The sequence below is a fragment of the Streptomyces sp. NPDC005492 genome (assembly GCF_040605995.1).
Lineage (GTDB): Bacteria > Actinomycetota > Actinomycetes > Streptomycetales > Streptomycetaceae > Streptomyces.
Window position 1 is genome coordinate 12,892 of record NZ_JBEXDX010000005.1, and the last position, 24,196, is coordinate 37,087.

The following is a 24,196-nucleotide window of genomic DNA, read 5'->3' on the forward strand; positions in this document are numbered from 1 at the left end:
CACCCCCGTTCCTACACCACGTCCGCCACCACACAGGCGAGGAGGGCGCGGATCCGGTTGCCGTGGTTGCGGGGCGGCCGGTTAGCCTGCGGATCTGTCCGTAGTCCGTAGTCCGTACGACGAGGGAGATCCCCGTGCCCCGCATCGCGCTCGCCACCTACGACCCCGGACCCAAGCCCAGCAAGGACCGTGACCTTCCGGTACTGGTGGAGGCCTTGCGCGCGGCCGGCGCCGAGGCCGTCGCCGTGCCGTGGGACGACGAGGGGACCGACTGGGGCGCCTACGACCTCGTGGTCATCCGGTCGACCTGGGACTACAGCTGGCGGGCCGCCGAATTCGTGGCCTGGGCGGAGCGGGTCGGCAAGGCGACGCGGCTCGCGAACCCGGTGCAGGTCGTGCGGTGGAACACCGACAAGCGCTACCTCGGCGAGCTCGCGGCGGCCGGCGTGCCCGTCGTACCGACCCGCTATCTCGCCGCCGACGACCCGGTCGACCTCCCCGACGACCACGAGTACGTGGTCAAGCCGACGTCCGGCGCGGGCGCGCGCTTCGCCGCCCGCTACACGCCCGACGAACACGAGACGGCCGTACGGCAGTTGGAGCGGATGCACGCGGAGGGGTTCACCGCGATGGTGCAGCCGTATCTGACGAACGTGGACGTCACCGGGGAGCGGGCGCTGCTGTTCTTCGGGGGGCGTCATGTGCACGCCTCGCGCAAGGGGGCGGTGCTGGCGCGGGGCACGGCCTACGACGACGACAAGGTGTCCCACCCCGACCTCGAACCGTGGACCGCGACGGCGGCCGAACTCTCCGTCGCCGAGCGGGCGTTGGCCGCCGTACCGGACGCGCCGGAGTTGCTGTACGCCCGCGTGGACCTCGTGGACGGGCCCGACGGGGAGCCGTGTGTGATGGAACTGGAACTCGTCGAGCCGAACCTCTTCCTCGATCTGCATCCGGGGTCGCTCGCGGTCGTCGTCGAGGCGATCGTGGGGGCCGCTACTCGCTGACCGCCGTCCGCTGGAGCAGCCCCCAGGTGAACTCGGCCGCGCACCGGTGTCGTACGCCCCGGGCGTCCGGCGCGGTGAAGGCGAGGCCCCAGCGGGTGGGGGCCGTGCCCTCCAGGGGGCGGGCGGGGGCGAAGGCGCGGGCCGCCTCGTCGACCGTGCAGGACCAGGGGGTCAGGTCGTCGAGGGTGTGGAGGGGAGGGGCCTCCGCGCCCGGGGCGCGGACCAGCCATTCGTTCCACACCACGCCGTTCGGAGCGGTGAGCACCTCGAAGCGGAGGTCGGGCCAGAGCGGGACCGGCCACTGCCGGGCCTCGCACTCCAGATCGCCGATCTTCCGGTTCACCGTCGACTCGGGGGTGCCCAGGATCGAGCGGTACCGGGAGGCGGCGGCCCTCCCGCGCGGGGAGTGCAGCATGGCCTGCCAACGCTTGTTGGCCTCGCGCATGTCGGCGATCGAGACGCCCAGCTCATGACGGGCGTCCTCGACCAGGTCCGGATTGTGGTCCGCCATGCGGCGCAGCAGGACGAGTTGGAAGTCGAGGGGGCTGAACGGGGTCGCGGGGCGTTTCGCTTCGGGCATGCGATCCATCGTCGCGCACGCCACTGACACCCGGGCGTCGGCCGTCGGGGAGGAACAGGACCGAGTTGACGTACCGCGGACCGCGCGCGAAGGGCAGGACGCGGCGCAGCAGGCCCTGGGAGACGACGTACGAGGTCCGGGCCTGGTGCTCCTCCAGGGGGAAGGCCGACAGTCTCACCCAGGTTGTGTCCGGCAGAACCCAGCCCTCGTAGCCGAGCAGGGACAGGTAGGTCACCACAGGGGCGATCGGCTGGATGCGCGACTCCAGTTCGACGAAGAGCGCGGGGCGGTCGCGGGTCAGGAGGCCGGTCGCGCCGTGCAGGACGGCAAGTTCGTTGCCGTCCACGTCGATCTTGATGAAGTCGACCTCCTTGAGGCCCAGGCCGTCGAGGGTGACGCAGGGCACGTGCAGGGCGCGGGCGTGGATGTCCCGGCGGACCAGCGAGGACACGCCCCGGTCGCCCTCGTCGTCCGGCGGCAGCCACAGGCGGGCCGTGCCGGGGCGGTCGGAGGCGGCGGCCGGGACGACGCTCGCGTTCGCCGGGGCGGCCGAGGCGAGCAGCCGCGCCAGATGGGGGACCGGTTCGACGGTCACCACCCGACGCGCGTGTCTCCACAGGCGGTACGTCCAGGGGCCGTACCAGCCGCCCACGTCGACCGCCGTACCGCAGTCGGGCGGCAACAGGTCGCCCAGGCGGGCCAGTTCGGGTTCGAAGCGGGGGTAGACGGCGCGGGCGGTGGCGGCGACCAGACGGGTGGGGAGGAGGGGTGCGAGGCGGGCGGTGAGGGTGCGGGGCGTGGGGATGCGGGGCGCGGGGGTCATGGTGCCATCCGTTTGAGGAGTTCCTCGTGTTCGTCGTCGTCGGTCACTTGCTCTCCGGAGGAGGGCAGCAGTTGCGGGATGCCGTCGACGACCGGATAGCGGCGGCGCAGACGCGGGTTGTACAGGGCGCCGGTGGGCAGCAGATGCAGCGGGCCCTTGTCGAGCGGGCAGGCCAGGATCTTCAGCAGCGGGTCGTCCGGGTTCATGGGGGCGTCAACTCCTTCGCCTCGACCGGAGGTTGAGGCGCGTTGTCGTGCTTCGGCATGGTCAGCAGGACGGCGACCGCCAGTACGGTGCCCCCGATCCGCAGAGCCAGCCGCACCGGATCGTGCGGCAGGGCCTCGCCGAACGAGAGCGTGCCGAGCACCGCCGTGAACAGGCTGGTCACCGTCGTACAGACCGGCACGATCAGCGAGGCCCGGCAGCGTTGCAGCGCCGCCTGCGACATGACCAGCCCCAACGCGCCCGTGCAGAGCAGGAGATACGGGTACGGGGACCGCAGCAGGCCAACCACCGCCCCGCCCAGGTCACTTGTGGTCAGATAGCTCGACACCCCTTTGATGGCGAGCGAGCTGACCCCGTACAACAGCCCCACCGCGACGCCGTATTCGACACCCGTGGTGGGCAGCCGGTGCCGGTGGGCCGCGCTGCGCTCGGTCGACCGGTACAGCCAGACGCCGGCCGCCAGCGAGGGCACGCACACCAGCAGGATCAGCGGATAGGGCGCGGCGCGGCTCACATGGTCCGAGCCCTCCTTCAGTGACAGCACCACCATCAGCAGCGCGACGAGGATCGCGCCCAGCGCGTACCGTTCGCGGCCGGTGGTCTCCTCGCCGAGCATGCGCGCGGACAGCAGCACCAGCAGGACCAGCCCCGACACGAAGATGCCCTGCGCGGCGGCGATCGGCAGCGTCCGGTACACGGCGAGTTGCGCACCGAACCCGGCCGCGAGCGCCAGCGACCCCCCGATCCACAACGGACTGCCCAGCACCAGCCGCAGCAGCCGCCATGGTTGACGGACCGTCACCTCGGGCAGGGCCGCCAACGCCCTTTTCTCCAGCACGAATCCGGTGCTGTACAGCACGTTCGCCACCAGGGCCGCCGCCACTCCCCACCACACGGGCCGCGCCCCTACGTCTTCCGCGCGTGCAGCAACAGGATCGACGCCAACTGCGGTCTGGCACAGGCCAGTCGGTCCAGCGCGCGCAGCGGTCGCGGCACCCCGTGGAAGGGAGCGCCTTTGAGTCCTACGACCGTGAAGCCGGCCGCCGCCACGAACTCCCGCAGCGCGCGCGGGGTGTAGAGCCGCAGATGTCCTACGACCTCCTTTCCCGGGCGGCCGTGGATCGCGCGCAGGCTCACCTCCGAGAACACCGGCTGCACACCGGCGAGCAGCAGAGCGCGGTTGTACCAGGCGGCCAAGTTCGGTGTGGACAGCATGAGATGGCCTCCCGGACGCAGCACCCGACGGATCTCCGCGAGGGCCGTGTCCGGGTCGACGAGATGCTCGACCACCTCGCTGAACAGCACGGCGTCCGCGACGGCCGACCGCAGCGGCAGCGCGGTGAGTTCACCGCGGACGGCATACGGCAGGTGGGTGCGGGCGCGGGTGAGGGCGTCCTGGGACCAGTCGACGCCGACGATCCGGTGCCCGGTGAGGAGGGGCGCGGCGGTGGCGGCCGCGCTGCCGTCGCCGCAGCCGATGTCGAGGACGGTACGGGGACCCCCGGTGGCCGGGCCCAGCGCGGCGGCCAGGGCGCGGGCCTGGCGGAGGGTGCGGGAGGGGCCCGAGGCGACCGGCACGGCGGGGTTCTCGTAGAAGTCGCGGAGGCCGGACTGGTGCGGGGCGGTGGTCGTCATGCCTGGTGCTCCTCCGTCGTGTGCAGATAGTGCTCGAACAGGTCGCGGAGGTGGGCGCCGTCGCCGGGGCCGAGGAGGGTGCGGGACCAGCGCAGGGCCACGTGGAGCCGTCCGGCGGTGGACGCGGTCGTCACGGTGAGGCCGCGCGGCATACGGGCCGGGGCCGAGAACCACACGGCGTGCGCGCGGCCGGCGGTGTCGCCGAAGTCCAGGGGGTACGGGATACGGCCGATGTTGCTCAGGAGTGTCGTCGAGGTCCAGGGCGCGGCCGCCCTGCGCAGACCCCGGGTGAGGGTGGCGCGCCAGGCCACGGGGACGAGGGGGGCGGTCAACAGGGCTGCGCCGTGGCCGAGTTGGGGGCGGGGGAGGGACTTGAGGGCGCGGGTTCGGGTCGCTGTGCGGTGGAGGAGTTCGCCCATGCGGTGGTCGGGGGCGGCGGCGTTGGCCAACTCCTCGGGGGAGAAGGTGACTTCGACCAGTCGGGTGCCGTTGCCTATGGGCATGTCCGTGCCTCGGGAGCGGTCGTCCACGGGCATCGTGATGCGCATCGGGCGGGGGCGCTGGCCGTGTTCGCGGTTCCAGCGGGCGATCATCAGGGCCGTCGTGACCATGAGTTGGTCGTTCACCGTGTACGGGGACCCCTTGGGGCGGTGCGGGACGGGGAGTTCGGCGAGGGCCATGCCGTTGCCGCCGGGGGAGTGGTCCGGGGTGCCGGGGGCCACTCGGGCGGGCGGAGTCCATACGGAGGGGGTGTCGGTGGGGGGTTCCGGTGGGTCCGGGGGGCGGGTCGGTGGAGCGGTCGGGGCGTTGGCGTGACCGCTGTACAGCTCCGCCGCGGTGGCGAGGATGCGGAGGCAGGCGGGGCCGTCGAGGGCGGTGTGGTTGACGGTGAGGACCAGGACCGTTCCGGTGCCGGGGGATGTGTCGTGGGGGAGGCTGATCGCTTCGAGGCGGATGGGTGGGGAGGCGGTGAGGGGCGGGGTCTGGTCCAGGGCGCGGGTGCGGGCTTGTTTCAGGGCGTCCTGGGTCGGGGGTGGGAAGGTCACCACCTCCACGTCCGGGGACTCGGTCAGCTCCCATTCGTAGCGGCGGCGGTACCAGGGGCCGGGGGCCTCGCGCATGAGGATGCGGGGGTGGTGGTGCAGGGCTTCTGCGAAGGCTGAGCGGAGTCGTCCCGGGTTGAGCGGGCCTGGGAGGTGGACCTCTATGTGGACTGTTTCCGGCTCGGTGGACTGGTGGCAGTGGCGGGCTATTTCGTCGACTGTGGGAAAAGGGATGCGGCGGCGGGCGGGGCTGTGGGGTTGCGCGGGGTGGGCTAGGGCGGTCATTGGGTTTCGGTCCTTGGGTGCGGTTGGGTGGGGGGTTGTTGCGCAGTTCCCCGCGCCCCTAGGGAGTTGGCGTTGGGCGGTGTTGGGTCGTTGCCGTGGGCTGGGCGTGCCCGCGCGGCGGAGCCGTTTGCGTCATGGCCCCGCGCCTCTGGGCCCCGTGCGGAGATCGTGGGGCCGGACTCCGGTGCCACGGGCCTTTCGCCCATCGCGCTTGTGCCTCGCTCCCGGCGAGGCAAGTCCGGAACGTCTGGATCCGGGTCCTGCCACTCCCTCACGCTCACCAAGCCCGCGAACAGACCGATCAGTGCCAGGAGTTGAGCCGCGTGGCTGAAGGCGCCCTCGCCTTCGCTCACCGGGGTGCCCGCGCCCGTCGCCGCCACGATCCCCGCGCCCGCCAATGCTGTGAACGCGATCGGTACCAGTAGTGCGTGGCGGCGGTAGGCCAGCAGTGCCAGGGCCGGGACCAGGAGGGCGAGCCAGCCCGCGATCACCGCGCCGACCAGTGTCAGCGCCACCGTGCCCAGCCACAGTCCCGGCGGTGGTGGGGGCGGTTGCAGCTCGTCGGGGTTGGGTTCGTGGCGGCGCCAGATCACCAGGGCCAGGAGGACGGCCAGGGCCGCTCCGCTGCCGATGAGGCCGGCCTCGTAGGTCGTCGCCGGGGTGTAGGAGAGCTTGATCGTGCCGCCCGCGCCCGCGGGGACGCGCCAGCCCTGTTGCCAGCCGTCGAGGCGGACCGGTGACAACTCCTTGCCGTTCAGGGTGGCTTTCCAGCCGTCGTTGTAGTTCTCGTAGGTGGTGAGGTAGGAAGCCGCGCCCGCGCCCACCTCCACCTCTCGGCGGTCGCCCAGCCAGTCCTGGATCGTCAACTTGCGGGTCACGGTGGTGGGTTCGGTGACTGTGCCTCGGGTCAGCGTGATGTCCGTGAGTTGCAGGGGGCCCGCGTCCCCGGCCTCCACCCGGTGCGTTCCCGACGTCAGCTCCAATGCCGGGTCGCCTTTGCCTTCCTGACAGAGGGTCACCTCAACGCCTCGGCGCTCGGCCAGGTCCCTCACCGTTCCCGTCACGCTCGTCCGGTACAACTCGCCGTCCACCGAAACCACCGGGCCCTTTCCGCAGGGCAGCGTGAAGGTGCGGGTGGGGTCCGGTTGGGGGGTGCGGTACTGGTCGAGGGCCGGGATGTATGCCTCGGTCAGGCCCACCGGGAGTTGGAGGTTCTCGTCCGCCACCGGGTTGTGGAGGGTGAGCGGGGCGGTCTTCGTGATCGTGATGTCGAGGTGGTCCGTGGTGATGGGGTCGAAGCGGACCACGCCGTTCTCGTCCACGCCGGCGATCGTCGAGCCGTCGGGTGAGGTGATGTCGACCTCGGTCGGACGCGTCGACAGACCGCCTGCCGCCGCCAACACCACTTCGCCCACCGCCTGTTTACCGGTCCAGGAGAGGTGGATCGTCGGGCGGTCGCCCGCCACCCAGCCCGTCGTCAGGTCTCCGTCCGTGAGATTGCGGGCCGAGAGGCCGGCCCCCAGCGCGGCCGTGGAGTCCGCCGTCGCCGTGATGCGATGCTGCTGGCCGGGGGCCACCTCGTAGAGGAGCTTGTCGAGTTGCTCGCCGGGGATCGCCACCGCGCTCGCCTTCATCTCGTACGTTCCCGCCGTCGACGTCGAGAACGTGCGGTGCAGGCCCGCCTCCGTGCCGGTGGGGGAGAGGCCGGTCGGGTCGGCCGTGCGGTGCAGGGCGATGATCTCGGCGGCCGCGTCGGAGTCGTTGGCGTCGGTGGGGAGCTTGAGGAGCCGGGTGACCTGGACGTGCGGCAGGGTGATCTCGGAGAAGCCCGCGCCGGTGAGTCCGGTACGGCGGGCCACCGAGTCGACGATCGTCAGTTTCATCCAACTCGTGTCGCCCGGTGGGGCCTTGACGGTCTGGGTCGTGCCGTTCGGCTGGAGGTAGCTGGTCGCCGTTCCCCTCGCCGTCTGCACCCGTACCTCCGTGGCCGCCGCCCGCACGCTCTCCTGGGGGAGCGGGGTGACCTTGAAGGAACTCGGCATGTCGTAGGACCCGCCTGCGAAGCCGATGCGCAGCCACTGCCCGTTCGCCGAGCCCGCCGCGCCCTCCGCCCACGCGGTGCCGGGGTCGCCGTCGAAGGCGTTCACCGGGTCGTACTGGGGGAGTTGGAACAGCCAGTTGCCGCTGGAGGACGCGGTCACCGAGCGGGCTCCGCGCAACTGGGCCACCGTCTGGTGGGCGATGCCCTCCGTCGGCAGGATCTGCTTCGGTTTCTCGCCCGCGTCCTGGACCGCGTCCGGCGCGTTGCGTTCGTCGGGGGTGTACGTGTACGAGGTGTTGGCGTCGACCAGGCCGAAGCGGGTGTCCGCGCGGCGCAGTCCGTCGCCGACGATCTGGAGCGGAGCGGAGCCGAGGCCCGGGTGGTTGTCGCCCGTCAACACCGTTGCTCTGCCCCGGAGTTCGGTCGCGAGGGGGAGCAGGGACTCGGGGCCGCCGGAGAGCACCGCCGTGTCGGCCACCGGAGTCAGGCCCGCCTGGCCGGGGCGTAGGACGTCCTTGCTCGTCGGCTCGTAGATCTCCACCGCGCGCTGGCGCGGGTACAGGCCCTCGACCTGGAGCGGGGTGTCGTTCGCGATCCGGCCGCCGGTCATGACCGGGCCGAGGCCGGTCACCCGCTGGTAGCCGGACTGTTCGAGGGTGCGTTTGACGGTGGTGGACGGGACGTAGCCGATCTGGTCCGGGTCGAGGTCGTTGCGGACGACGACGTAGTAGACGCCCGCCCGGCTCAAGTAGTCGGCCAGGCCCGGGACTTCGCCGCCGCTGTCCAGTGCCTGCTCGACCGCGTCCATCGCGCGCCGGTTGCCGGCGGTGCCCATCGGGACGTAGTCCCGTTCCGCCCAGCGGGAGTCGGCGAGGACGTCGAGGGGTTCGTCGATGGGGGAGCCCCAGGTGTAGATGCCGTGCGCGGTCGCCGGGACGACCAGGGCGCGGGAGTCGGGGGAGTACTTGTGCAGCCAGTCCGCCGTGGACTGCCAGTACTTCGGGAGCTGCTGGAACGAACCCGGGTTCAGGATCGACCCGTTGAGGTACGGCCAGGCCAGGCCGGGCAGGACGAGGATCACCGCGATCAGCGGGACCAGCCGGCGGCCCCTGACCCGGCGGGCTCCGTGTGGCTCGGCGGCCACACCCACCAGGTGGGTCAGGCCCAGCACGAGGGCGAGGGCGAGGCCCGCCTGGAACTTGTAGATGTTGCGGAAGGGGACGAGCGGGCCGTTCAGCCAGTCCTGCACCAGACCGTGGAACGGCGCCCCGAACGCGCCGCCGTAGCCGGCGAACAGGATCAGCGAGACCGACACCGCGATCAGTACCAGCCAGCGCCGCTCCGGCATGTCCCGGCGGGCCAGTCCGGCGAGGCCCAGCCCGGCCGCCAGGGCCGAGCAGACGATCACGAGCACCGAGGAGGCGACGGTCCAGCCGGCCGGTATCCAGGCCTCGCCCAGGTGCAGATAGGCGACCCAGTCGCCGGCTCCGCGCAGGCCCTCCGTCGCGGACATGGTGTCGGTCGTCGTCTGTGAAGTCTCCACGTACGGAAGGAAGTTCTCGCCGTAGACGCCGAGCATCAGCAGCGGGATCCACCACCACGCCGTCGCCAGGATCACCCCGGGCACCCACCAGGCGATCAGCTTGCGCTGCCGTGGTCCGGGTGTACGGGAGAGGAGGTAGAGGCCGACCGGGAACAGGGACGCGAGGGTCGCCGCCGCGTTGACTCCGCCCATGAAGGGGACGATCAGCGCCGAGCGGAGGGCCGCGACCCGGGCCGTGTAGCGCTCGTTGGTGAGCGGCAGCAGGACCCAGGGGAGGAAGGCGCCGGGGAGTGCGGCGGCCGAGGTGGAGCCCACGACGATCGTGAACACCGGCCACAGCGCGTAGGTCACGGCACCGAGAAGGCGGGAGGCGGGGCTGCCGACGCGCAGCCGTTCGGCCAGGCGCAGCGCGCCCCAGAAGGCGACCGAGACGATCAGCGACAGCCAGAGGCGTTCCGCCAGCCACACCGGCAGATGCACGGCGTGGGCCAGCCAGTAGAAGGGGAGCATCGGCCACAGGTAGCCGGCGTACTGGTCCTGGATACCGCCGAAGGAACCCCGGTCGTGCCACAACTGGCCCAGATCCGAGAGGAATTGGCCGGGGTCCACGGTGACGCCGAGCTTGGTGTCGAAGGTCTGGCGGCCCGGGTGCACGGCGAGGAACAGCACGAACATCACGGCCCAGAACCCCAGTAGCCAGCGCCACGACCTCGGGCCCTCCGGGGGCCCCGTCAGGGGCGTGGTGGTGGGGTCGGCCGCCGGGGGCGGTGCCTGGACCGTGGTCGCCGTCATGGTGGACACCGCCGGAGGATGAGGAGGAGGTTCCAGGTGGCCAACTCCCTTATCCCGGGCGCCTTGACGACGGCTCGGTCCAGGAAGGGCCAGTAGCGGGAGCGCGCCGCTACGACCGTGACGTCGTCGCGGGCGCGGACCTGCCGCAGGGTGGTGCCGATGTGCACGGCGAACAGGTTCTCGCCGAGGGTGTGTTTGGCGGCCCTGCCGGTACGTCGCCGGTAGCGGGCGCGGGCCCGTTCGGCGCCGAGATAGTGCCAGGGCGCCCACTCGTGACCGCCCCACGGGGACAGCCAGTTGGTGAACGACACGTAGATCAGTCCGCCGGGTCTGGTCACCCGCGCCAGCTCGCTGAGGAATGTCTGCGGATCGGCCACGTGCTCAAGGACGTTGGAGGAGAAGGTCACATCGGCGACCCCGTCGGAGAGGGGGAGGAGATAGCCGTCCGCGATGACCGTTCCGGCGGGCGGTTTCTGCCCCAACTCCCTTGTGTCCGGCTCGAAGAGGTAGGCGTGGGCGCCGCGCCGCCGGAACTCCTCGGTGAAGTAGCCGCTGCCGCCGCCGACATCGACGACGGTCCGGCCGACGACCGGGCCGTGGTAGGCCTCGACCTGGTTGACGGCGTCGGTCGCCAGGAGCGAGTAGCAGGACTCGGGGTCGTCCTGTTCGTGCAGGAAGGCTCGGAAGAGGGCCAGCGACCTGCGTATCGAGGGGTCCTTGAGCCCGGTCACGGGGCCCAGCTCCTCACCGCCTCGGCGGCGACCGCTCGGAACTGTCTGACAGTCCGGTGCCAGCGGTAGCGGGCCGCCCGGTCACGCGCCGCCTTGCCCATGGCCTCGCGGCGATGCCCGGACAGGGCCAAGGTGCACCAGGCCGCCGCGAAGGAGGACTCCCCGCGGGCCAGCACACCCGTCTCGCCGTCCACGACCGAGTCGCGTAGTCCGGGTACGTCGAAGGCGATCGTCGGGGTCTCGCGGGCCGCCGCCTCCGTCACCACCAGGCCCCAGCCCTCCAGCGCGGAGGGGTGCAGCAACAGCCAGGCGGCGCAGAGCAGTTCGTGTTTCCGCGCCTCCGGGACATGGCCGGTGAACTCCACACCGGGCCCGGCGAGTCGCTCAAGGCGCTCGCGCTCGGGGCCGTCGCCGACGATCAGGAGTCGGCCGCCGGTGACCGGGCGTACCCGCTCCCACAGCCGCAGCAGCAGATCGATCCGCTTGTACTCGACGAGCCGTCCCACCGCCACGAAGAGCGGCTCGGTGGAGCGGTCGGCGCGGGGGCCCGGCTCCTCGACCCCGTTGTGGACGACCCGGATGCGGTCCCGTTCGACGCCGATGCCGCGCAGCGCGTGGGCGGTCGAGGGGGAGACCGCGACCAGCAGGCTCTGTTGCCGCACACCGGTCAGCGCCCAGTGTTCGAGGCGGCGTCCGATTCTCGCGGCCGGGGCCATCGGGCCGCTGAACCGCATCGTCCACAGGTCCGTGTGGACATGGTTGACCAGGCGCAGGGTCGGGCCGTGGTGCCAGACCGGAGCGAAGTAGGGCATGCCGTTGCACACCTCGACCAGCAGGTCGCAGTCGCCGATCCGCCGGGTGAAGGCCGTACGGGCGCGCAGGAAGTGGCCGTAGGCGCCGCCCGCCGACACGACTCTGTAGTCGCGGTAGGAGGCGGGGCCGCCGCACAGCAGGGTGACCTGGTGACCGAGTCCGGTCAGGCCGTCGGCCAGTCTGTCCACGAGGAGTTCGGAGCCGCCGGCCGAGGGGTTGTCGAGGTCCCGGTGGGCGAGGAAGACGATGCGGCGCGGCTGCGGCACGAGCGCCGGGGGATGCAGCGCGACCTGCGGATACGGGGGGCGATGGGGATCCCCCCGCCCGAGTGGATTCGAGGGCGGGGGAGAGTAGGGCACGTGCTGGGGCATGGGTGCTCCAACTCGTCTCGGGGTGCGGAAATCTGTGGGGGTGAAGGGCGGGCTCGGTGGGGGGTTCTGTGGGCGGGCTGTGCTCGGGTGGGGTGGACAGTTTTCGCCCCGGCGTTCCTGACGGCTACTCACCCGCATGACAATTTCCGGGGTTATTAGAACTGACGTCACGTCACATCGTGGGCGGATACTCGGATGAAGCGGGCGATTCCGGGCGACGCCGCCCACGGAGGACCAGAACGCCGCCGAGCACGGCCAGGACGCTTCCGGCCACAGCGGCACCGATGGGCAACGACTGTCCCACCAGCCTCAGTTGACCGCTCTCCCGCTTCGCCAGTTTCACCTGCTCCCGCTGGGTGGCGGTGGTGAAGGCGAGCTTGTCGGCGTCCAGGAGCAGCACCGCGTCGTAGGCGTGACCGGGGGCGCGCAGGGTGCGCCGGGGCCCGGTCCGGGCGTAGATCACCCGGCCGGTGCGCTGGTCGACGACCAGCTCGATGCCGTGGTTGGAGTACCACTCCTCGGCCAGAATCTGGGGGGATTTGGGCTGGTCGACGAGGCTGCCGGGGACCAGCCGGGTGCCGATCTTCGTGGGCGGGACCGTGCCCTTGAAGACATAACCCGAGTAGCCCTGCACCTTCTTGGTGCCCGAGTAACGCAGAGTCACCGTGTCGCCGAGGGAGTTGTCCCACCACTGGTACGGCTGTTTCCGCACGTCGAACGGGAACTTCAGATAGGCGTCGCCCTCGAAGTACGGGTTCTCGTGACAGCAGTGCACGGGCTTGTTCGTCCTACGGTCCGTGACCCACCGGTTGGGGAAGAACTCCAGCGCGTCGTGCGGATCGGCGGCCGGCAGCGACTTGTCGGTGTCGACGGTCGTGGTCACGTCCCACACCGCGTCCCCGCTCTTCTCGCTGTCCGCGACATCGCCCCGCACCTGCTGGGTGACGGTGATCCGCTTGTCGTCGACGGTCTTCAACTCGCCGGTGTCGAAGTAGCTTCCGATGCCCCGGTAGACCGCGGTGGTGTCGATGTCGATCGGGGTCACGGCGGCCCGCGGCTCGACGTACCACGCCAGCATCGGCGCCAGGACCAGCAGAAACGTGCCAAGTCCCAGCAGGATCAAGGAAAATGGAGAGGCTGTACGGCGCATCCGGACACTCCAGTGGGATGTGGTGACGGAGTTCGGCCGGCCCTTGGGCCGGGAACCGTAGGCGCCCCTTGACGGAGTGTCAATGTCTGCCGACACTGGGGCCGACGGGCAGGGGCGGGACCACCTCGGGACAGAACCTCCGGACAGAGAGGCCGACCCTGCGATGTCCAGACTGCTCGCCGCCGCGCTCACCATGGCCCTGGCCGCCGCCCTCGCCGTGGGTGCCGCGTTCGGCATCGTCGCGCTGCTCGACGCCAGGCCCGACCAGCCGAACACCCCGCTGATCACGTACGAGCAAGCAGGCCAGGGGAGTTGATCCCGTGGCCGCTCGACCGGCGACCGTGACCCAGCGCTCGGCGTGGTTCGACGTGCCCCGGCTCCAGGTGCGCGAGTTCGCCGCGATCGCCATGGCCGAGGCGCCCGCGCTCGCCGAGGAGATCCTGCGCGAGATCCGCCGTGAGCACCCTCAACTGCCCCTGGTCCTCGACGACTCGGGCGAACCCATGGCCCTGGTCGGGATCCGCCGCGCCATCGAGGTCTTCGTCCAGCACCTGGAGACCGCCGAGGGCCGCCCGACCGTACCGCCCGGCGTCTTCCAGGAGTTCGGGCGCGGCGAGGGCCTGCACGGCCGTAGCCTCGACTCGCTCCAGGCGATCTACCGGATGGGCGTACGGCTCGCCTGGCGGCGGTTCGCCGAGATCGGCCAGCGTGTCGAGATCCCGCCGCCCGCGATGTACGAACTGGTCGACGCGGGCTACGAGTACCTCGACGGCCTGGTCGACCAGTCCGTGCGCGGCTACGCGGAGGCCGCCGCCCGGCAGGCGGGCGAGCGGCTGCGGCTCCAGCGGCGGCTCATGGAGCTGCTGCTCGCCGAGCACCACCGCGGCGACCCGGCCGAGGCCCTCGCCGAACGCGCCGCCCGCATCGGCTGGCCGCTGCCCGAGAAGGTCTCCGTCGGCGTCCTGCTGCGGCCCGCCCCCGAGGCGGTCGCCCCGGCCGTGGGGCAGGAGGTGCTGCTCGACATGGAGTACGAGCTGCCCCGCATGGTCGTCCCCGAACCGGACGCGGGCGGCCGCCCCGAACTGCTGCACCGGGCGCTGACCGGCTGGTCCGGCGCGATCGGGCCCCCGGTGCCGCTGGCCGACGCGGCGAAGTCGGCGCGCTGGGCCGAGGCTGCCGTAGGACTGATGGAGCGGGGGCTGCTGCCGGCGGGCGGTGTTCTGTACTGCACCGAGCACACCGAGGCGCTGGTCCTGCTCCAGCCCGAGGAGCTGATCGACGATCTCGCGCTGCGGATTCTGGCCCCGCTGGAGCTCTGCGGGCCGACGCACGGGCGGCGGCTCGCCGAAACGTTACTGGCCTGGCTGGAGACGCGGGGCGGGGCGCCGGAGGTGGCCGCCAGACTCGGTGTGCACCCGCAGACCGTGCGTTACCGGCTGCGTCAGATCCGTGAACTCTGGGGCGACGAGATCGACGATCCCGACCGGCGCTTCGAGCTCGAACTCGTGCTGCGGGCCAAGCGGTTGCGCGGCGAACTGGGCGATCCGAGCGCCGGCCGGTAGTCGAGCGCTCACCCGACCATTGCCCGTGCACCCCGCTATGGCTAGCCTGTGTTCGTTATCCCGATCGCCAGTTGAAATTTCGAACACAGCCATCCACAGACACCTAGAAGGGGGCCGGTTGTGGGACGCCTCGTACCTGCCGTGACCCGGGCTCTCGACATTCTCGAGCTCTTCCTCGACGGGGACGGGACGCTCTCCGCCCCCGACATCGTGCGCAAGCTGCAACTGCCGCGCACCACCGTGCACGAACTGGTCACCACGCTCTCGGCCCGCTCGTACATCGTGCCCGTGCCCGGACAACCCGGACGTTACCGGCTCGGTGTCCGTCCGTACCAGCTCGGGAGCCGATACGCCGAGCAGCTCGACCTCGCCGCCGAGGGCCAGCAGGTCGCCCGGTCCGTCGCCGAGACCTGTGACGAGACCGTGCATGTGGCCATCCTCGAAGGCACCGACGTCATCTACATCGCCAAGGTCGACTCCACGCACGCGGTGCGCATGGTGTCGGCGGCCGGCCGTCGGCTGCCCGCCCACTGCACCTCCGTGGGCAAGATGCTCCTGGCCTCCCTCCCGGAGCCGGAGCTGACCTCCCGCATTCCCGTCGACGCGTCGCTGGCCGCGATGACGCCGAACAGCATCGTCGAGCCGGACGCCCTGCGCGCGGCCCTCGCGGAGATCCGGCAGCGCGGGATCGCGGTCGAGAACCGCGAGTCCAACCCCGACGTCTCCTGCGTCGCGGCCCCGGTCCGGGACCGCACCGGCCAGGTCGTCGCCGCGCTCTCCATCTCCGTCCCGATGATCCGCTGGAGCGACGAGCGCCGGGTAGAACTGGAACAGCTCGCAGCGAAGGGCGCCGCCGAGCTGTCGGAGCGACTCGGACACCGGAGTGTGGGATGACGTACGAAGTGGCGGTACGGACCGAGGCGACCCTCGGCGAGGGGCCGACGTGGGACGCGGCGGCCGGACGGCTGATCTGGATCGACGTCCTCGGCTCCCGGGTGCACACGTACGACCCCGCGTCCGGCGCCCGCACGGTCCGGGTGACCGAACAGCACGTCGGCGCGGCCAAGCCCCGAGTCGGCGGGGGGTTGGTCCTCAATCTCCGGGACGGCATCGGACTCGTCGACGTCGACGGTGCCTTCCGGTGGCTGCACCGCGAGCCCGTGCCCGGCCGACGCGCGAACGACGCGGCCGTGGCGCCCGACGGCGCGCTGTGGGCGGGCACGATGCGCTACGACGAGGCGCCCTGCGGCGGCACGCTGTCCCGGGTCACCGGGGACGGCTCGGTGGAGTTGATTCTGGACGACGTGGCGGTGAGCAACGGCACGGGGTGGAGTCCGGACGGGCGGCTCATGTACTACGTCGACTCGCCCACCCGCCGGATCGACGTCTTCGCGTACGCGGACGGGCGGGTGACCCACCGGCGCCGGTTCGCGGAGATCGAGTCCGGTGCGGGGTCTCCGGACGGGTTGACCGTTGATGCCGATGGGTGTGTGTGGGTGGCGTTGTGGGGTGGGGGTGCGGTGCGGAGGTATTCGCCGGACGGGGAGTTGGAGCGGGTGATTCCGATGCCTGTGCCGTTGGTCACCGCGTGTGCGTTCGGCGGGGTGGATCTGACCGACCTGTATGTGACGACCGCTCGGGTGGGGTTGGAGGCGCCGCATCCTGTGGCTGGGTCGTTGCTTGTTGTCCCGGGGGCGGGGAAGGGGTTGGCGCAGGCTGCCTTTGCCGGGTGAGGGTGGGTTTTGGGGCGCAGGCCGGTGGAGGCTGGCCGCGCAGTTCCCCGCGCCCCTAACAACGCTCCAGGCCGGCCAGGGTTTCTCTCTCCGCCCGTGTCAACGGCGGCCCCGAAAGGGGCGGTAGGAGTGGGCCGTTGGCGGCCGCCAGCAGTGTGCCGGGGCGCATCAGGGTGGACGCGTTCGCCTCCATGCTGGTGACCGACGCCAGGGCTGCCGCCGCAGGGTAGGAGCCCGTCGCCGTCTTCAGGAGGCGGCGGGAGTAGCGGGTGATCAGACGGTCGGCGCCGGTCGGCTCAGGGCCCCTGGTCTCGGGGTACCAGATGTCCTGGCCGACCGCCATCGCCCAGGCGCCCTCCACCGGTCCCGCCACCCCGCGCTGCACCTTCGCGGCCAGGCCGGGGGCGGTGAAGCCCTCGGTCTCCAGTTCGCGGGAGAGGACCTGTGCGCCTAGTGCCGCCACCGACATGCCTTGTCCGTAGGCCGGGTTGAAGGTGGCGAGCGCGTCGCCGAGGACGACCAGGCGGTCGGGCCAGTCCCGGACCTTCTCCAGATAGCGGCGGACGTTCTGGGTGCTGCGGCTGGTGTGCACGTCGGTCAGGGGTTCCGCGCCGGAGACCAGACGACCGAGGATCGGGTCGGGCAGGTCGCGGATGTACTGGAGGAAGCCGTCCGGGTCGGCGGGCGGTTCGGCGCCGCGCGTGCCGGCGAGGCTGACCATCCAGCGGTCGCCCTCGATGGGCAGGACCATGCCGGCGCGGCCGGGCCGCTTCGCGTACGGGTCGGCCTGGAGGATGGTGAGGGGGAAGTGCTGGGCGCCTTCGGGGCGTTGGTAGATCCGGGTCGCGTTGACGAGGCCCGAGTCGACGATCCGCTCCTCGACCCCGGTCACCCCGAGCGCATCCAGCCAGCGCACCACCCGGGAGCCGCGGCCGCTCGCGTCGACCACGAAGTCGGCGTCAAGTTCCTTCCTCCCGGCGTCCGTTGAGATGAGGACCCCGGTCACCCGGTGGGCGTCGCCGAGGAGTTCCAGGCCCTGCGCCCGGCGGATCTCCGTCTTCGTCCCGGCGAGTACGGCCTCGCGCACCACCCAGTCCAGCAGCGCCCGGCTGCACGTCAGCATCCGGGGGCCCTCGTGCCGCCAGCGGCGCAGCCAGCCCTCGGGGGTCAGCGCCAGCATGCCCGAGCTGAGGGATATCTCGTGGGCGCCCGCGGCGAGCAGCCGCTCGCGCATGCTCGCGCCGGGCACGAGGTCCTCCATCGCGGCCAGGCCGCCGGACATCAGCAGATGGGCGTGGCGTCCCTGCGGGAGCCCCTTGCGGTGCTCCGGCCCCTCGGGCAGCTCGTCCCGGTCCAGCACGATCACCTCGTCCGTGTGGACGGACAGGGCGGCGGCGGCCAGCAGGCCGGCCAGTCCGGCACCGACGACGACAGCTCTCCGCGGCATGGGGCTCCTCAAGTCAGCCAGGAAACACGGGTGTTCAGCACCGGTGGATCAACGGGGGGTGGCCTTCACCGTACTCTGCGGTACGGCCGCGGGGAGGCGCGACCGGGCGAGTGCCCGCGCCAACTCGACCAGCCCGCCGGTGTCGGAGACCTCCGTGGCGTAGAGGCGGTAGGTGCTCGGCGTGCCGAAGGGCTCCTCGCGGGCGGCGGCGCGGCGGGCGGCGTCGGCCACCATCGCCGCCTCGGCCGCGACCCGGGCCTCGTGCGCGGAGCGGCCCTCGTGCAGGGCGGCGTCACGGGTCCGCTCGCGGACCCGGTCGTCGAAGTAGGGGGCGAGGGCCAACAGGCCGTCATGTATGGACACTTCACGCCAGTGCAGCCGCATCCGGGGAAGCTGCCAGAGCGCGCTGGGCGGCTTCGGGGCGATGGACGCGAAGCGGACCTCCGACCACAACGGGCCCAGCCCGCGCAGGGCGCCCAGGTCACGCCAGTGCGCGCGGGCGGCCGGCAGCAGCCTCGGCATGGCGAACCCCGCGGAACAGGTCAGCGCGGCCAGCGAGGCCATCGGCGGGGCGATACCGGTGGACAGGAAGTCCAGGTCGTGCCCGGTCCAACGGGCCACCACCGCCGTGTACTTGACGAGCTGGAAGCCGACCACGTCCAACAGCGTGCCGACCAGGATGAGTTGCAGCCCGGTCCGCAGCAGCCCGGTGACCTCCCGGGCCCAGGTCACGCACACCGTGCACATCGCCAGGGTGGCCGCGCTGTGTCCCAGAAGGTAGAGCACGATCATCTCGCGCATATAGGGCGTGTTGGCGTAGTACGTGTCGAGGTCGGTGAGCCGCTCGGTGCTCGGGTCGGCCAGCGTGAACAGCACCACGATGGCGACGATCAGCGCGCCGTAGGCGGCCATGCTGCGCAGCACCATGCGGCGGATCCGGGCGGGGGAGCCGCCCCGCCAGTGGATCAGCAGCACGAGCAGCGAGCAACTGTAGGCGGAGAGCATGCCGTAGGTCAGCGGGGCGCCGAAGTTGGGGATGCCGGTGAGGTCGTTGACCGCTCCCAGGGTCAGCGGCGCCGAGCAGACCAGGACCAGGGAGCCGAGGACGATCGCCGCGCAGGTGGACACCGTCAGCGGGTCGCGCGGGAGGCTCAGGGGGTGGCGCAGCAGGACCGTGCAGGACAGCATGAAGACGGCGGCGGCGAGATACACCATGAGGCTCATGCCCGGGTGCTCCCTTCCGTCGTGCCCGCGTGGACTCGGGCGGCCGCGACGAGCGGGGACCGGGTCAGCGCGTCGGCGATGTGCACCAGGAGGGCGGTACCGGGGGCCGGGTCCGGGAGCCGGTCCGGTGCGAGGACCGGCGCGAGGTGCGGGTCGCTGTCGCGCTCCTCGGACACGGCCGCGGCGACGACCGCCGCCCACGCCGTCGCCTCGGCCCGCTCCGCCCCGCCCGTGCCGCGCGCCGCGGCCTCCAGCGTCCGCTCGTACAGGGCCCGGTCGAAGAACGCGTCCAGGTGACCGAGCGCGTTGTGGATGCTCGTCTGCCGCCACACCAGCCGGGTCGCGGGGGAGGCCCAGCGCGGCCGGGGCAGCCGTAGCGCACGGCGGGTGAGGAGTTCGTCCAGCTCGTGTTCCAGCGGTTCGAGCCGGGCGTACGTCCGCCGGGCCCGCCGCCGCTCGGTCAGCCGGGGGCCGCCCAGCGGGATCAGTACGCCGACGACGATCAGGACCGCGCCCAGTCCGGCGGCGGCCGGGGAGACGGTCGTACCGAGCTTCGTCCAGTCCCGTCCGCACCACCGCGCGATCACCGCCGCGAACTTGGTCACGCTGTACCCGGCGCCGAACAGCGAGCCGACGCCGAGGGTGACCAGCCCGGCGCGGAGCCAGCCGTGCACCTGCCGGGCCCAGCGCAGCGAGGACACCGTGGTGACGCTGACGGCGGCGAGATGCCCGGCCAGGTACAGCACGATCATCTCGGCGGTGAACGGCGTGGTCGCGTAGTAGGTGTCGAAGTCGGTGCGGCGCTCCACGGGGGTGTGGCCGAGCGCGAACATCACGGCGATGCCGACCAGGACGAGGGCGTAGGCCACGATCCAGCGGCGGGCGGTGCGGTGGACGTGCGGGCCGCCCCGCCAGTAGACGATCAGGACCTGGGAGGACGCGCTGTACGCGGTGATCGACGCGTACGTCAGCGGCGCGGCGAGGTTCGGGACGCCGCTGAGGTGGTTGATGGCGCCGACGGTGGGCGGCGCCCCGATGAAGAAGCAGGCGCCGGCCAGGCCGAGGAGCACACAGATGACACGGAGATAGGGGTCGCGCCAGTGGCGTATCAGATCCGGGGCCTTGACCAGCATGCCGAGCCACAGCAGGCCGCAGCTCAGGTAGTTGATCAGGCCGCTCATTTTCTGGTCCCGCGGTAGTTGAGGGCGGCACCGATGCGCCCGGCGACATCCTGCTGCGTCCCGTAGTCGGCCTCGGCGGGGGCGTGCGCGGGGTCCGTCACGGCCGCGGCCTCCAGCCAGGGGCGCAGCCGTCCGCTCATCAACATGCCGAACCTGTCGGCCTCCTGCTCGTCGGCGAGGCTGAAGTCGGTGCGCGCGGCGACGGGCCGTGGGCTGCCGTCGCCGGCCGCCGAGGGGAGGGGGTGGGCGTCGCGCTGGTGCATGTGCCACACCTCGTGGCAGAAGATCACGATCTGGTGCCAGGCGGCGGCCCGTTGGTCGATGACGATGACGTCGTAGGTGTCGCCCTCCAGCCACAGGCCGCTCGCGGTGTGCGGCGGGAACACCTCGCGGCGGACGACGACATCACGTCCCCGCCAGCGGACGACGGAGGCGACCAGCGCGTCGAAGAGGGCCTCGGGGTCGGCGGGGACCGGGACGCGCATGGGGTCGATGAGAGTACCGGCGAACCGCCGCATCTCCTTCTTCGTGCGCACCGCTGCAATATGCCAGGACATACGCCGACTCAGCCACCTCACCGTCGCCGCGAGAGCAGGATCCGGCCGCTTCCGCCGAACCGGCCCGGGCGGTCCGAGGTTACGCGCCCCCAACTGTCGACGTCATGTCGTCCGATGGCCGTTGTGGGACCGGGAACGACCGCTGTGTCCGGAAATCGCCCCCGCGAATGAACCGTGCACTGTGTTCAACCCATTGACGCGGAAGCGCTTCGATTTTACGGTCCCGTTCGAGCTTACGAGCATTATTCGATATGTCGAACGTGATGGGACTCCTACAGTGAGGGCAGGGAATGGGACTACCTGACCTGAATCGCAGGCATCTGCTGGCCACCGCCGGCGGCCTCGCGGTCGCGGGCACCTTCGGTTTCGCGGCCCTCGGCACCGGTGCCGACGCGCTCGCCGCCGGCGCCCGCACCCGGGTGACGTACTGGAACCTCTTCACCGGCGGCGACGGCGCCAACATGGTCGCGATGGTCGACGCCTTCCAGAAGGCCACCCCCGACATCGCGGTCAAGGCCTCGACGCTCACCTGGGGCGGCCCCTACTACACGAAGCTCGCCATGGCCGCCGCCGGCAGCCGCGCGCCCGACCTCGCCGTCATGCACCAGGGCCGCGTACCCGGCTTCGCGCCCGGCCGGCTCCTGGATCCCTGGGACATGGACCTGCTCACCAAGTTCGGCGTGAAAGAAGCCGACTTCAACCCGGTCCTGTGGCAGCGCGGCATCGTCGACGGCAAGCTCTACGCCCTGCCGCTCGACATACACGTGCAACTGAACTTCTACCGCACCGATGTCTGCAAGAAGGCCGGACTCCTCGACGCCGACGGCAAGTTGCCCTCGGCCACCTCCACCGACGACTGGTTCGCGATCCTCAAGTCGGCCAAGAAGCAACTGAAGTCGGGCGTGCAGACCCTCGGCCTGCACGCCAACGACCAGAACTTCTCCTGGTGGTTCTTCGTCGCCTTCTACCAGCAGCTCGCCGGCACCTACTTCGACGACGCCCGCACCCAGGTCACCTTCGACACCCAGAAGGCCACCCAGGTACTGGAGTTCTTCCGCCAGCACGTCACCGACGGCTACACGATCGTCGGCTCCACCGACGCCGAGGCCTTCCTCGCCGGATCACCCTTCACCTGGGAGGGCGACTGGTCGGTGCCCTACTACAGCGGCGAGAAGATCGGCTACGGCGCCCAGCCGCTGCCCCCGGTCTTCGGCACCCCCGCCACCCACGCCGAGTCGCACTCCTTCGTACTGCCCCACCAGGCCGACCGCGGCGGCGCCGCCAACGAGGGCGCCCACCGGCTCGCCGCCTACATGGTCAAGCACGCCACCGCCTGGGCGGGCGGCGGCCATGTCCCCGCCTATCTGCCCACCTTCCAGGACCCGGCCTACCTCAAGCTCACCCCGCAGGACGAGTACTCCAGGCCCGCCATGGAGCACCCCGCCACCGAACCGCACATCTGGTTCGCCGGCTCCACCGGTATCCTCGCCCAGCGCATCGGCCCGATCATCGCCGCCTCCAACCTCGGCTCCCTCAAGCCCGACGCGGCGGCCCGGAAGATGAAGTCCGCCCTGGAGCAACTCCTCGCGATGAAGAACCCGATGGACGGCCGCACCGCCGCCCAGGAACTGACGGGAGCCGGAGCATGACCGCCACCGCGGCACCCGCCGCCACATTGCGCCCCCGCACGACCACCGCCGCCGACTCCGCCCGCGTCCGCTGGGGCCGCCGCTTCCAGCACGGCGGCTGGTTCGTCGCCCCGTTCTTCGTCCTCTACGGCCTCTTCGTCGTCGTACCGGTCGTCCGCGGCCTCTACCTCAGCCTCACCGACGCCAACATCTCCGGCGACCACACCAGTTTCATCGGCCTCGCCAACTACCGCGAGGCGCTGGGCGACGACCTCGTGTGGTCCTCGCTGTGGCACAGCGTCAAGTTCACGCTGTGGGTCGTACCGATGATCGTCGTGATGGCCCTGCTGATGGCGCTGATCGCCCACCACACCGTCCACTTCAAGTGGCTGTGGCGGCTCTGCTTCTTCGCGCCCTTCCTGCTGCCCTCGGCGGTCGTCGGCAACCTGTGGTGGTGGCTGTTCCAGCCCACCAACGGCATGGTCAACCACGTCCTCGGCCTCCAGACCCCCTGGCTCGCCCAGAAGTCCACGGCCCTGCTCGCGGTCGTCATCGCCACCCTGTGGTGGACGGTCGGCTTCAGCTTCCTCCTCTATCTCGCCGCACTGCAGAACATCCCCCAACACCTCTACGAGGCGGCCGAGTTGGATGGGGCCAATGCCTTCCAGCGGCTGATCCACATCACCGTGCCCAACCTGCGCAACATCACCGGGCTGGTCATCGCCCTCCAGATCCTCGCCTCGCTCCAGGTCTTCGACCAGGCCGTGGTCATGTACCAGTTCGGCCCGGGACCCGAGGAATCGACCCGCACCTTCGTCCAGTACACCCTCGAACAGGGCTTCACCAGCTACCGCGTGGGCTACGCCTCCGCGATCTCCTTCATCCTGTTCCTGATCATCGCGGCCGTGGCCCTCGGCCGGATGTGGCTGCTGAGCCGCCGCGAGGAGGTCGCCCGATGACCGTCCCGACTCCCGTGCGGCGCAAGCCGCGCAGCACCTGGACCCCGACCCAGATCGCCCTGACGACGGTCGCCACCGCCCTCTCCCTGATCTGGCTCTCGCCGTTGGTCTGGGCCCTGTCCACCTCCCTCAAGACCCCGACGGAATCCGTCGCCTCCCCGCACTGGATCCCGGACCACTTCACCGTGGAGTCCTGGAAGGGCGTCATCGACGCCGGCAACATCCCCAACTGGTTCGTGAACTCGCTCGTGGTGTCGGTCTGCGTCACCGTGATCGTGCTCCTGGTCGCCTCACTCGCGGCCTACGGCTTCGCCCGCACCGAGTTCCGCGGAAAGCGCGCCCTGATGGCGCTCACCATGGCGGGCCTGATGTTCTCCCCGGCGATCCTCGGCGTACCGCTGTTCACGACGGTCCAGGCCCTCGGCATGGTGGACACCTACTGGGGCATGATCCTCCCGCAGTGCGCCCCGGCGGCCATGGTCTACATCCTCTACAAGTTCTTCCAGTCGCTGCCGAAGGAACTGGAGGAGGCCGCGTTCATCGACGGCGCGGGCCGCTGGCGGATCTTCTTCACGATCGTCCTGCCGCTGTCGAAACCGTCCCTGTCGGCGGTCGGCATCTTCACCTTCATCGCCTCCTGGAACAACTTCATCTGGCCCTACATGGTGACCAACAACCCCGACCTGATGACCATGCCCAACGGCATCGCCACCGTGCAGAACGCCTTCGGCATCATCTGGCCCCAGCTCATGGCCGGCGGCCTCATCGCGGGCCTCCCGCTGATCATCGTGTTCGTCTTCTTCCAGAGCCAGATCGTGCGGGGCGTCGCCCACACCGGCCTGGCAGGTCAGTAACTCACGTATGGA

The 24,196-nt window shown here is 71.1% G+C and carries 22 protein-coding genes; 8 read left to right on the plus strand and 14 right to left on the minus strand.

What is annotated here, in order from left to right:
- The first annotated feature begins 134 nt into the window (after positions 1-134).
- Positions 135-1,007: a hypothetical protein gene (locus ABZT04_RS08930; protein ID WP_356054629.1), complete on the plus strand. Its 873-nt coding sequence runs from the start codon at positions 135-137 to the stop codon at positions 1,005-1,007.
- On the opposite strand, the gene ABZT04_RS08935 is transcribed toward ABZT04_RS08930, so the two are convergent.
- The 10 genes from ABZT04_RS08935 to ABZT04_RS08980 all read right to left on the minus strand — a co-directional run bounded on the left by ABZT04_RS08935 (position 997) and on the right by ABZT04_RS08980 (position 13,039).
- Positions 997-1,518, minus strand: coding sequence for a hypothetical protein (locus ABZT04_RS08935; RefSeq protein WP_356054631.1), 522 nt, complete (start codon positions 1,516-1,518; stop codon positions 997-999). The two genes, ABZT04_RS08930 and ABZT04_RS08935, sit on opposite strands and share 11 nt — an antisense overlap.
- Positions 1,475-2,410 carry an FkbM family methyltransferase gene (locus ABZT04_RS08940; protein ID WP_356054633.1) on the minus strand — a complete coding sequence of 312 codons (936 nt, stop codon included), beginning with the start codon at positions 2,408-2,410 and terminating at the stop codon, positions 1,475-1,477. The genes ABZT04_RS08935 and ABZT04_RS08940 overlap by 44 nt, the downstream gene beginning before the upstream one ends.
- Positions 2,407-2,616 (minus strand): Trm112 family protein, encoded by a 210-nt coding sequence (locus tag ABZT04_RS08945; RefSeq protein WP_355914250.1) that lies wholly within the window; start codon positions 2,614-2,616, stop codon positions 2,407-2,409. The genes ABZT04_RS08940 and ABZT04_RS08945 overlap by 4 nt, the downstream gene beginning before the upstream one ends.
- A complete protein-coding gene (locus ABZT04_RS08950) occupies positions 2,613-3,518 on the minus strand; it encodes a hypothetical protein (protein WP_356055153.1) in 906 nt (301 codons plus the stop codon). The genes ABZT04_RS08945 and ABZT04_RS08950 overlap by 4 nt, the downstream gene beginning before the upstream one ends.
- A gap of 23 nt (positions 3,519-3,541) precedes the next feature.
- Positions 3,542-4,270: a class I SAM-dependent methyltransferase gene (locus tag ABZT04_RS08955; protein WP_356054636.1), complete on the minus strand. Its 729-nt coding sequence runs from the start codon at positions 4,268-4,270 to the stop codon at positions 3,542-3,544.
- On the minus strand, positions 4,267-5,598 hold the full coding sequence (locus ABZT04_RS08960; RefSeq protein WP_356054638.1) for a condensation protein: 1,332 nt from the start codon (positions 5,596-5,598) through the stop codon (positions 4,267-4,269). Before ABZT04_RS08960 ends, ABZT04_RS08955 begins: the two co-directional genes overlap by 4 nt.
- Complete coding sequence (locus ABZT04_RS08965; protein ID WP_356055155.1) at positions 5,595-9,974, minus strand: alpha-(1->3)-arabinofuranosyltransferase; 4,380 nt, start codon at positions 9,972-9,974, stop codon at positions 5,595-5,597. The genes ABZT04_RS08960 and ABZT04_RS08965 overlap by 4 nt, the downstream gene beginning before the upstream one ends.
- Complete coding sequence (locus ABZT04_RS08970; RefSeq protein ID WP_356054640.1) at positions 9,971-10,705, minus strand: class I SAM-dependent methyltransferase; 735 nt, start codon at positions 10,703-10,705, stop codon at positions 9,971-9,973. Before ABZT04_RS08970 ends, ABZT04_RS08965 begins: the two co-directional genes overlap by 4 nt.
- Positions 10,702-11,889 carry a glycosyltransferase family 4 protein gene (locus ABZT04_RS08975; protein WP_356054642.1) on the minus strand — a complete coding sequence of 396 codons (1,188 nt, stop codon included), beginning with the start codon at positions 11,887-11,889 and terminating at the stop codon, positions 10,702-10,704. Before ABZT04_RS08975 ends, ABZT04_RS08970 begins: the two co-directional genes overlap by 4 nt.
- A 172-nt stretch (positions 11,890-12,061) precedes the next feature.
- Positions 12,062-13,039, minus strand: coding sequence for a DUF3068 domain-containing protein (locus tag ABZT04_RS08980; RefSeq protein WP_356054644.1), 978 nt, complete (start codon positions 13,037-13,039; stop codon positions 12,062-12,064).
- A 163-nt stretch (positions 13,040-13,202) separates the two neighbouring features.
- Here ABZT04_RS08980 and ABZT04_RS08985 point away from each other — a divergent pair, with 163 nt between their 5' ends.
- The 4 genes from ABZT04_RS08985 (at position 13,203) to ABZT04_RS09000 (ending at position 16,334) form a co-directional block, all read left to right on the plus strand.
- A complete protein-coding gene (locus tag ABZT04_RS08985; RefSeq protein ID WP_199827545.1) occupies positions 13,203-13,355 on the plus strand; it encodes a hypothetical protein in 153 nt (50 codons plus the stop codon).
- 4 nt (positions 13,356-13,359) lie between these two features.
- Positions 13,360-14,601: a helix-turn-helix domain-containing protein gene (locus ABZT04_RS08990; protein WP_356054646.1), complete on the plus strand. Its 1,242-nt coding sequence runs from the start codon at positions 13,360-13,362 to the stop codon at positions 14,599-14,601.
- 120 nt (positions 14,602-14,721) lie between these two features.
- A complete protein-coding gene (locus ABZT04_RS08995; RefSeq protein ID WP_355914272.1) occupies positions 14,722-15,495 on the plus strand; it encodes an IclR family transcriptional regulator in 774 nt (257 codons plus the stop codon).
- Positions 15,492-16,334: an SMP-30/gluconolactonase/LRE family protein gene (locus ABZT04_RS09000; protein WP_356054649.1), complete on the plus strand. Its 843-nt coding sequence runs from the start codon at positions 15,492-15,494 to the stop codon at positions 16,332-16,334. Before ABZT04_RS08995 ends, ABZT04_RS09000 begins: the two co-directional genes overlap by 4 nt.
- Positions 16,335-16,389: 55 nt before the next feature.
- Here the strand turns inward: ABZT04_RS09000 and ABZT04_RS09005 are convergent, their stop codons facing one another.
- The 4 genes from ABZT04_RS09005 to ABZT04_RS09020 are packed head-to-tail and all read right to left on the minus strand — an operon-like array spanning position 16,390 to position 20,722.
- Complete coding sequence (locus ABZT04_RS09005; protein WP_356054651.1) at positions 16,390-17,781, minus strand: FAD-dependent monooxygenase; 1,392 nt, start codon at positions 17,779-17,781, stop codon at positions 16,390-16,392.
- Between the two features lie 48 nt (positions 17,782-17,829).
- Positions 17,830-19,005 (minus strand): MAB_1171c family putative transporter, encoded by a 1,176-nt coding sequence (locus tag ABZT04_RS09010; protein WP_356054653.1) that lies wholly within the window; start codon positions 19,003-19,005, stop codon positions 17,830-17,832.
- Positions 19,002-20,186 (minus strand): MAB_1171c family putative transporter, encoded by a 1,185-nt coding sequence (locus ABZT04_RS09015; RefSeq protein ID WP_356054656.1) that lies wholly within the window; start codon positions 20,184-20,186, stop codon positions 19,002-19,004. Before ABZT04_RS09015 ends, ABZT04_RS09010 begins: the two co-directional genes overlap by 4 nt.
- Positions 20,183-20,722: a toxin gene (locus ABZT04_RS09020; protein ID WP_356054658.1), complete on the minus strand. Its 540-nt coding sequence runs from the start codon at positions 20,720-20,722 to the stop codon at positions 20,183-20,185. Before ABZT04_RS09020 ends, ABZT04_RS09015 begins: the two co-directional genes overlap by 4 nt.
- A 311-nt stretch (positions 20,723-21,033) precedes the next feature.
- Between ABZT04_RS09020 and ABZT04_RS09025 the strand changes: the two genes are divergently transcribed.
- The 3 genes from ABZT04_RS09025 to ABZT04_RS09035 are packed head-to-tail and all read left to right on the plus strand — an operon-like array spanning position 21,034 to position 24,184.
- A complete protein-coding gene (locus tag ABZT04_RS09025; RefSeq protein ID WP_356054660.1) occupies positions 21,034-22,392 on the plus strand; it encodes an extracellular solute-binding protein in 1,359 nt (452 codons plus the stop codon).
- Entirely contained in the window at positions 22,389-23,330 is a 942-nt protein-coding gene (locus ABZT04_RS09030) for a sugar ABC transporter permease (RefSeq protein ID WP_355914294.1), read from the plus strand. The genes ABZT04_RS09025 and ABZT04_RS09030 overlap by 4 nt, the downstream gene beginning before the upstream one ends.
- Entirely contained in the window at positions 23,327-24,184 is an 858-nt protein-coding gene (locus tag ABZT04_RS09035; protein WP_356054662.1) for a carbohydrate ABC transporter permease, read from the plus strand. The genes ABZT04_RS09030 and ABZT04_RS09035 overlap by 4 nt, the downstream gene beginning before the upstream one ends.
- Positions 24,185-24,196: the final 12 nt, after the last annotated feature.